General features: G+C 46.7%; 11 protein-coding genes and 1 pseudogene. 2 read left to right on the forward strand and 10 right to left on the reverse strand.

Annotation, left to right across the window (positions count from 1 at the left end; translation table 11 throughout):
* Together IM317_RS24080 and IM317_RS23380 are read right to left on the reverse strand one after the other, a co-directional pair.
* A pseudogene (locus IM317_RS24080) lies at window positions 1–297 on the reverse strand (hypothetical protein); the annotation flags it as partial.
* Between the two features lie 12 nt (window positions 298–309).
* A complete protein-coding gene (locus tag IM317_RS23380; protein WP_033146326.1) occupies window positions 310–1,506 on the reverse strand; it encodes an integrase domain-containing protein in 1,197 nt (398 codons plus the stop codon).
* Window positions 1,507–2,167: 661 nt separating this feature from the next.
* Here IM317_RS23380 and IM317_RS23385 point away from each other — a divergent pair.
* Complete coding sequence (locus IM317_RS23385) at window positions 2,168–2,707, forward strand: Panacea domain-containing protein (protein WP_033146325.1); 540 nt, start codon at window positions 2,168–2,170, stop codon at window positions 2,705–2,707.
* Between the two features lies 1 nt (window position 2,708).
* On the forward strand, window positions 2,709–3,176 hold the full coding sequence (locus IM317_RS23390) for a hypothetical protein (protein ID WP_033146324.1): 468 nt from the start codon (window positions 2,709–2,711) through the stop codon (window positions 3,174–3,176).
* A gap of 36 nt (window positions 3,177–3,212) precedes the next feature.
* Here the strand turns inward: IM317_RS23390 and IM317_RS23395 are convergent, their stop codons facing one another.
* The 8 genes from IM317_RS23395 to IM317_RS23425 form a co-directional block, all read right to left on the reverse strand.
* Window positions 3,213–4,385 carry an Arm DNA-binding domain-containing protein gene (locus tag IM317_RS23395; RefSeq protein WP_033146323.1) on the reverse strand — a complete coding sequence of 391 codons (1,173 nt, stop codon included), beginning with the start codon at window positions 4,383–4,385 and terminating at the stop codon, window positions 3,213–3,215.
* On the reverse strand, window positions 4,340–4,549 hold the full coding sequence (locus IM317_RS24085; protein ID WP_000050710.1) for a hypothetical protein: 210 nt from the start codon (window positions 4,547–4,549) through the stop codon (window positions 4,340–4,342). The genes IM317_RS23395 and IM317_RS24085 overlap by 46 nt, the downstream gene beginning before the upstream one ends.
* Window positions 4,539–5,621 (reverse strand): chromosome partitioning protein ParB, encoded by a 1,083-nt coding sequence (locus tag IM317_RS23400; protein WP_227010979.1) that lies wholly within the window; start codon window positions 5,619–5,621, stop codon window positions 4,539–4,541. Before IM317_RS23400 ends, IM317_RS24085 begins: the two co-directional genes overlap by 11 nt.
* On the reverse strand, window positions 5,614–5,922 hold the full coding sequence (locus IM317_RS23405) for a hypothetical protein (protein WP_033146322.1): 309 nt from the start codon (window positions 5,920–5,922) through the stop codon (window positions 5,614–5,616). The genes IM317_RS23400 and IM317_RS23405 overlap by 8 nt, the downstream gene beginning before the upstream one ends.
* 103 nt (window positions 5,923–6,025) lie before the next feature.
* Window positions 6,026–6,433: a hypothetical protein gene (locus IM317_RS23410; protein WP_033146321.1), complete on the reverse strand. Its 408-nt coding sequence runs from the start codon at window positions 6,431–6,433 to the stop codon at window positions 6,026–6,028.
* A gap of 217 nt (window positions 6,434–6,650) precedes the next feature.
* On the reverse strand, window positions 6,651–7,004 hold the full coding sequence (locus tag IM317_RS23415) for a hypothetical protein (RefSeq protein ID WP_033146319.1): 354 nt from the start codon (window positions 7,002–7,004) through the stop codon (window positions 6,651–6,653).
* Window positions 6,997–7,218 carry a hypothetical protein gene (locus IM317_RS23420; RefSeq protein WP_033146318.1) on the reverse strand — a complete coding sequence of 74 codons (222 nt, stop codon included), beginning with the start codon at window positions 7,216–7,218 and terminating at the stop codon, window positions 6,997–6,999. The genes IM317_RS23415 and IM317_RS23420 overlap by 8 nt, the downstream gene beginning before the upstream one ends.
* Before the next feature lie 106 nt (window positions 7,219–7,324).
* The gene (locus IM317_RS23425; protein WP_023344749.1) at window positions 7,325–7,711 is read right to left on the reverse strand and encodes a S24 family peptidase; all 387 of its coding nucleotides are present in this window, start codon (window positions 7,709–7,711) and stop codon (window positions 7,325–7,327) included.
* Between the last annotated feature and the right edge of the window lie 143 nt (window positions 7,712–7,854).

Raw genomic sequence — 7,854 nt, forward strand, 5'->3', positions numbered from 1 at the left:
ATCTATTAATTGTATGTACGCATTTAATGTTTTTCTGCGACTTTTACGCGATCTGGTATCATCAGCTTTTGGCAGGAAACAGAAACTCTTTTTTAAAATATTTTTATAATATTGATAGTAAATGAAGTTGTTTATGTCAGAGTAGTTATTATCTGTAAGTAGATCCTCGTAAGTTAAATCATCATTAATCTTTAGCGTTGGTATATACGAAGCTGAAGCACCTGAGCCGATAAGGAAATTAATGTTCTTATCATGTAACTCTGATGCTTTGAATGCTTTAAATAGTTCGTTTGCCATGTGTAGTAATCCTTATTTATTAGTTTTATTCACAAAAACACCCCACCAAGACATTAAATCTTTTCGCTGCTCTAAATAGATTGAACGATTATATGCCCTTCTAACTTCATTTTTATCTGTATGCGCCAAGGCAGCTTCAATAACATCTGCGTTAAAACCCGCTTCATTCAGAGCTGTGCTTGCTATTGAACGTAAACCATGTGCGACTAGCTTGCCTCCATATCCGATACGCTTCAATGCTGCATTAGCCGTTTGGCTGTTCATTGCTTGCTTTGGATCATTTCTACTTGGAAAAACATGCTCCCGGTGAGCACTGATAGCCTTCATCACATCCAATATATATAGCGCCTGAGGAGATAAAGGAACAACGTGCTCGCGTTTGCCCTTCATCCGTTCAGCTGGAATTGTCCAAAGCTTGGCATCGAGATCGATTTCTTCCCACCGAGCACCAGAGGCCTCAGAAGGGCGAACAAGAGTCAGGAGCTGCCACTCAATCAGGCAGCGAGTCGGTACAGACAGGTTCGACATAACCAAAGAACGCATCAACTTTGGCAATTCTTCTGGCCGCAGCGTAGGCATATTTTGCTTTTTGGGTCTTTCAAAAGCCATACCAACACCTGATGCCGGATTAGCATCAATCAGGCCGGTGTTGACGGCGTAAATCATGATTTCGTTAATTCGCTGCACTAAACGTCGAACTGTCTCCAATGCCCCACGTGCTTTGATTGGCTCCAGTGCTTCAACAATTGTTCTGGCTTTGAGTTCCTGAACAGGTATTGCGCCGATAGCTGGGAAAACATCTTTGTCTAATGAACGCCAAATATCTTTCGCATAATCCTCTGTGACGCTTTTACTCTTGAGCTGAAACCAGTTGGCGGCCACGGTCGAGAAAATACTGTCCAACTCAATCTGCCGCTGCTCAGAGACTTGCTCTTCCTGCTGCTGGGGATCGGTACCATGCGCAAGAGTAGTTAAATGCTGGTCGCGTATCTGACGAGCTGCTGCGAGTGTAAGGGCAGGGTATGAGCCGAGGCTCAAATTTGTTCGGCTGCTGCTTCCCGGTCGTTGATAACGGAAGCGCCAGAGTTTTTTACCGGAGGTTTTGACGAGTAAGAACAGACCATCACCATCATGAAGTGTGAAGTCTTTATCGCGGGGTTTAGTTTTTAGAATTTCGTTGTTAGTTAGGGGGCGTGTGATGCGCGCCATGTCTGGATTCCTTCCATAATTGGTACACGTTTAATGGACCACAGTATAGCGTGTACCTAAACGTGTACCAATTTTTACTGGATTCAGGCGGATCGTCTCGGACAACGACAGACACAAAAAAGCCCGAAGGGCTGATGCCATGCGGGCTTTCTGTACTTCACCGGACGTATCCGGATCATGATTTGGTGGAGCTGGCGGGAGTTGAACTCGCGTCCGAAAGGTATTTAACTCATTGAAAATAAACAATTATGTCACTGTGGCAGGCATCAAGTGCATTTTACGTGCATATTGAGGTCTGTCTAACGTCCTGATTCTGTCCAACATCTTGAAATATTTCCTGCATTATTAAGCCCTAGTAATCTCCGTCATAAAACCTATGCAAAAAGTGCTATTGTTTGCTTTGTCAACGAAAACTCTCGCGAGCTCGCAACTCTTTACAATGTAAGGATTGTCTAGCAATGTGCCTTTACCTTTGGGGTAAATGTATCGAACGCGCAGGTATCGTGTAAAATGTTGGCATGAAATGACTCTAAACATGCCTCTAAAATGATCAACCAATGGTTGATTATTCATTATAGCTGGCTATAAACTGTGCCTAGATAGGACAAAAAGTCCTAATGAGTTGTTACTTCATAAAGCCATTTGTATGAAAGGTGTCGAGATGCTTAAGATTCGGTTCGATTCAGAAAAGGCTTTAGAGGCCATTCTGTATGTAGCCTCTAAAGCACCCGTACCTGACATTTACCATGTCGGGAAAATCCTTTACTACGCTGACCGCGCTCACCTGGAGCGTTATGGTCGTCTCATTACCGGCGATGAGTACAAGGCTATGAAAGATGGCCCAGTCGCAGAAAACACCTATGACATCATCAAAATTGCCCAAGGTAAGGGACGCTTCATTCCAAATGGAATCGAAGTTGAAGACATAAAGTCAGCGCTTCGGGTTTATGAGAAATCGCATAACTACCGTGTAGAGCCTTTGCGCCCTGTTGATGATGATGTTTTCAGTGATTCTGATCTTAAATGTATTGACGAGGCAATCGAGATGATTGGCAAGCTATCATTTGGTCAGATTCGTGAAATGAGTCACGATGAAGTTTGGTCTTCGGCAAACGAAAATGGTGAAATCCCTCTGGAAGTTATCGCCGGAAGCTGTAAAGATGCTGACTTACTGATTTCCCATCTTTTCAGCGGAAGATAGAATGCCTAATTTAGGGGACATTTTCCCTTCAAATTTTGCCCAAACTTTTGCGTCACATCATCAACTTTCTGTTGGTGATGTGATTTATCTCTTCTGCGATTTTACAACTCCAGAGAAGCATAAATACATGGTGGTTTGCTGCTGCGAACCCCTTCTCGTTTTGCTTATAAATTCAGATATTAGCGAGTACATCCTTGCTCGCCCCCATTTGCTTCAGTGCCAGGTTGATTTGCTTGAAGCAGATCATCCCTTCCTTGAATGGGATTCGTTCGTAAATTGTATAGAAGCCCATCAAGCGTTTGATCTGGAAGTAGTCAAGGAGCAGATAACTTCGAACTATACGCAGACATATAAAGGACGTGTTGCTGGCTATTGTCTGCGCTCAATTTATGAAGCTGTTGAGCTATCGGAAACGATGCTCCGTAGACACAAACGATTGATTCTTGAGTCGATGCAGCAATATGTTTAAACCCGGTCAACACCGGGTTTTTTTGTCCTTCACATTTTACCTAACTGCCTCTTTTGCGGTTTTACCGTCATATTCAGCCAGATATTTACCGTAATTGCGGAATATCATTTCCGGCCCTTTGTGGCCCATCTGTCCGGCTAGCCAGAAGAGGTTAACACCCTGGCTAATATGCTTGGTGGCGAATGTGTGCCGTGTCTGGTACGGGTTACGATAGCGCACGCCAGCTTTTTTTAGGGTCGGTACCCATGCTTTTTTACGGATCGCGTCGGCGTTCGCCCAGGGCTCTCCCGTTTTCGGATCGCTGAATATAAACTCACTTTTCATAAAGGTGTATTGTTTCTGCGCCTTCAGGGCTGCCAGCGCCTCACTGTTTAGCTCAACCTTACGGGTACCGGCTTTTGTCTTGGTGCCTTTAAGTACCCCTACGACACTGGCCGCCTGAATGTGGGCTGTGTTCGCGATGGTGTCGAGATCAGGCCAGCGCAGCGCGCACAGTTCGGAGCTCCGCAGACCGGTATTGAAAGCAAAGCGGAACAGGTTTTCCCATTCCGAGTACCTGCAGCTCTGGTAAATGGCGAGGGTCTCCGCTGGCGTGAAAGGGTCAACCTCGTAATCATCGGCGCTCGGGGTGCTGTCGATCACGTGGTATCGGCTGGCGCTGACGAGGGTTACCGGGTTTATGGTCAGCAGGCCATCCGTAACAGCTTCATCGATGGCGCTGCGCAGAAACGAAAGGTTATTCCTGGTCGTTTTCAGCTTTGTTTTCCGGCTGGCTATCCAGTTTTTAAGGACCGCTGGCGTCAGTTCTGACACGTGGAGTTTATGCAGTGCTGACAGCGCCGACAGGCATTTTTCATAGCCGTTGATAGTCGACGGGGACAGGTTGCGGTTCTGGCAGATTTTCAGGTACTCGTCCAGGTAAGACTTTATGTTTTTGGTTTTCTTCACCACCCCGAACAGCTCCAGCTTTTTGGAGTTGGGGAAATATTTCGCATATTCAAAGGTGCCACTGACGATCTGGTTTTGTATCTCCCCGAGCAGGCGCTCGGCGTACTTCACACCGCGCGCGTTTGCTTCCATTTTGGAGAGGGGCTCCCGGCACAGAACCCCTTTGTATGTGAAAGTGATAACCAGAGTGTCGCCAGTTTTATGCTGGCGTATGGTTACTCCTCTTGGGAGAGATAATGATCCTTGTTCTTTCTTGCCCACTTTGAAACCTCCGTTAAGTCAATCCAGCGTTCTTTAACGCCATCGACTTTTAATACATGTACTCCCTCCTTCCATAACCCCCTTTGTATCCGTTTGTTAACGGCTTCTACCGTTTCCCCCGCGTCCCTGCAGTACGTAGAAAGGGGTACACAGTCAAGACTCATGGCTGACCTCCTGCAAAGGATTTCGGTTTGAAAAACTGTTAGGGCCATCTTGAACCTCTCCAGCGTTCGTATCCTGCTGAAGTTTGTATTGTTTAACAAAGTGGGCCACAGCCTTTGACTGGCTGGTGACGATCCCATTCAGGATGACGTTCTTTCCTCGATAGATTTGTGCGGTGCCGATCTCAATCCCTTCCAGCTTCACGTAAAGAGTTTTTCCTACCACCTCTGTTTCAGGTATTGGTTGTGAAAGGCGGTATGTTTCACGCGCTTCCGCAATCGCTTTTTGCTCGTCCATAATCGACAGTGCTTCGGCCAGAGCAGCACCTTCAAGAGTGAAAACACCTTCATCGCTGATCGTGGCCTGAGCCATCAATTCAACGAAACGGCGCGCGCTCTTTATGCTCAGTTCCGGTGCGATAGAGCTACGGGTAACTTTCGTTTTACCCTGCGCAGCTGCCACTGCTTTGTCGTGCTGGAGAACTTTTCCGGCCTGTTCGCCATACTCCATAACGCGATCAACCGCGACATCGACTGACACCGCACCAGATTTAACTTCCTGCTGAACGTCATGGTTTGCCGTGCTCAGGAGCAGCAACTTCTCTACCGTGGCCACTGATTTATTGACCAGTTTTGCGATCTCGCTGGTAGTCTGATTGAAGGCGTTATGCAGTTCCTGAATAACTGCTGCCTGTTCCATATCAGAGAGAGGGAGCTGGTTATTGCTGGTCATAATGCGTGCCAAGCGCTGCACATCGTTACCGTTGAACGGCATGATGTGAATGCGGTCTACTGGCTTTCCAGCTTCAGCGCAGCGCGCATAGCAGCGACGACGGCGGTGACCTTCAACAACCCACACACCACCTTCATCACGAGCAATAACCTCCAGCGGAGGAACAGAACCACCGTTCATCAGATAGTTGAATAGGTCATCATCAGCCTGGCGGGTACGTTCGTCGTCTTCACGCTTATTGAAACCTTCACGCACATGGATTTGATCAAGGCTGATAAACATCCCTGTATCGGTACGTTTAATAACGCCAGATTTTGTCATCTGTTTGAATGAATTAGCCATTAAAGTTCTCCTTTGCGAAAGCCTGTGCGTTTTCAAGTTCATTAGCTGCATAAATCAGGGCGTTGTGATGTGCGCGAAAACCACCATCGAGTTCGCGAGCAGCTCTGTCGCGCAAGATGTCGATCGCAGCCTGATAGTCATTCTGGCAATCGGCTGACTTTTCAGCCGAACTGGCCGGCAACTCCCCCAGCACCATCAACATGTTTTCCGGGTCGATAGGGATGGTGGTGAGCCCCAGCTGCTTGGCCTCTGTTGCCAGACGGGTCCAACGCTTAATAATTTCTAAAACTGGCTTATTCATGGATCGCCTCGCTACCTCACCAAAAATTTATATTCAATCAGCGCGCCGATAACGGTGGCCGCCAGCAGCATGGAAACAATGATGCTGAGAATGAAAGACTTCATCATTTCACCCCGTCAGGTTTACAGGACTGCAGAGCCTCGACATCTTTCACGTAGCGGTCGTGCATCGCGTCCCACTTCTCAAGCCACTTCTGAGTTTCGCGCTTACGTTCCAGAATTCGGCGAATACGGCGCATGCACCGTTTGTGCGCAAAGAGGTATTGTTGTGTGTGCTGACCCATGCGATTGACCAAAATACCGTTGCTGAAAACTGGCTCATCTGGTTCGTTGGTATTCAAACCGGCACGATGAAAAGTTTTGGTTACCATGTAGTGAGCAAGGTTGCTGATCGCTGCGCTCCTGCTGAGGAAGCGGCGCGAGTAGCCGTGTCGTGATACGACGTAAACGGGCTGCAGCTCTTTGGCAAAGGCGCTGTCAATTGAGGTGGTGCTGATGCGTTTATCGTTCATTTCCGGTCCTTAACTTTGCTGTATCGTTCGTGACTCATTACTTCCCAGTTCTGACCGCCGTCTCTTGACAGCAACCGCCAGCGGCGATTAACCCTCAGGCTCAGATTTCCGGAGCCGTGCATTCGGCAGGGATGAATTCGCCTGGCTCTGAACTGGCGGAGTACATGGACCGCCCGCAGGTGTACCCACTCAGGAATTCGTATCGCTGTCAGCGCCATCAGATCCGGGCCTCCACTTTTTGTTTTTTGACGAACTCAACCAACTCAGAAATGAGCTCGTCGATTAATTCCTTCCCGCTATCCGTAAGAAATTCACCACTGCCATTAACATCGACAGCGCTGCTGTAAATTCCCTTGATAGCTTTTACGCCTTCGACATTCCCGTGCTCACTGATCGCGAGCCTTTCGAATTTTCGTAATAATCCATCGAGAAGAATCTCTGTTAACTCGACCGTGTTAATTCCGCCTTTATTAAGCTTTATAACAATGCAGTTACTGCCTGTTTTACGCTGGTGGCGTAATAACGCTGCTTTTAAAATTCGGCGGCGATATGTCTCGATTAATTTATCCATTGCGCTGCTCCTCCTCCAAACCCATAACTATTTCCTCTTCTTTTTCGGTCCAGTCATGAATATCAGCGGCTAGGTCATAAACAAGAGCGCAAATTGCTTTAAGTTGGAAGTGATCGAGCTTGTCGTGATATTCAAATAATGTTTGCGATAGACCAGACAGTTGCTCAGCTTTGATATTCACACTCTGAATATCTTGTCTTTTTAAGACGATCATAATTACCGTCCATATGCTTTTTTAAGATAAAGACGAGCGATTACCTCGTAACCGCAGGCCGCATAAAGGCATGCTGTTCTGTATGCCGATTTATCAATGATGAAAGTCATACGAAGCGCCTCACAGCCAAAGACGCGACTACCCGACCGTGAATTTTGATTTCTTTCTGTTCATCGGTGTTAAGGGTGAAAGTTTCGTAATGATGGTTATCAGAGATGATTTTTAATGAGCCATCAGCTAATGGCTCGATTCTCTTAATGAAAAGGCATGGGCGACCAAAAGCATCCATTGTGTAAACATAAATGCCAGAGGTAAGCGCACGTCCACCGCAATCAACGAAAGCCACAACCTCACATGGTTCGATGGTCGGCTGCATGGAATCACCTTCCATCCGGCAGCTTTGAACGCGGTTGCCAAAGTCATTAATGTTGTCAGATCCGAACAGCATTTGAGGCGTTTTAATCGGCTGATTAATTGCGACGGAATTTTGCATTTTCATTTCCTCAGGGTGAGTTTTTCCCCACCAAGAAAGGTGTTAATTAAATAATGTTAATTAATTTTAAATTTTGTCGGCTTGATTGCTGATGGTTTCTTGCAAGTCGTCTAATTTTTCATAAACGATAGTTAGTGTACCGA

This window comes from Enterobacter cloacae complex sp. S3, from assembly GCF_014930495.1.
GTDB lineage: Bacteria > Pseudomonadota > Gammaproteobacteria > Enterobacterales > Enterobacteriaceae > Enterobacter > Enterobacter asburiae_B.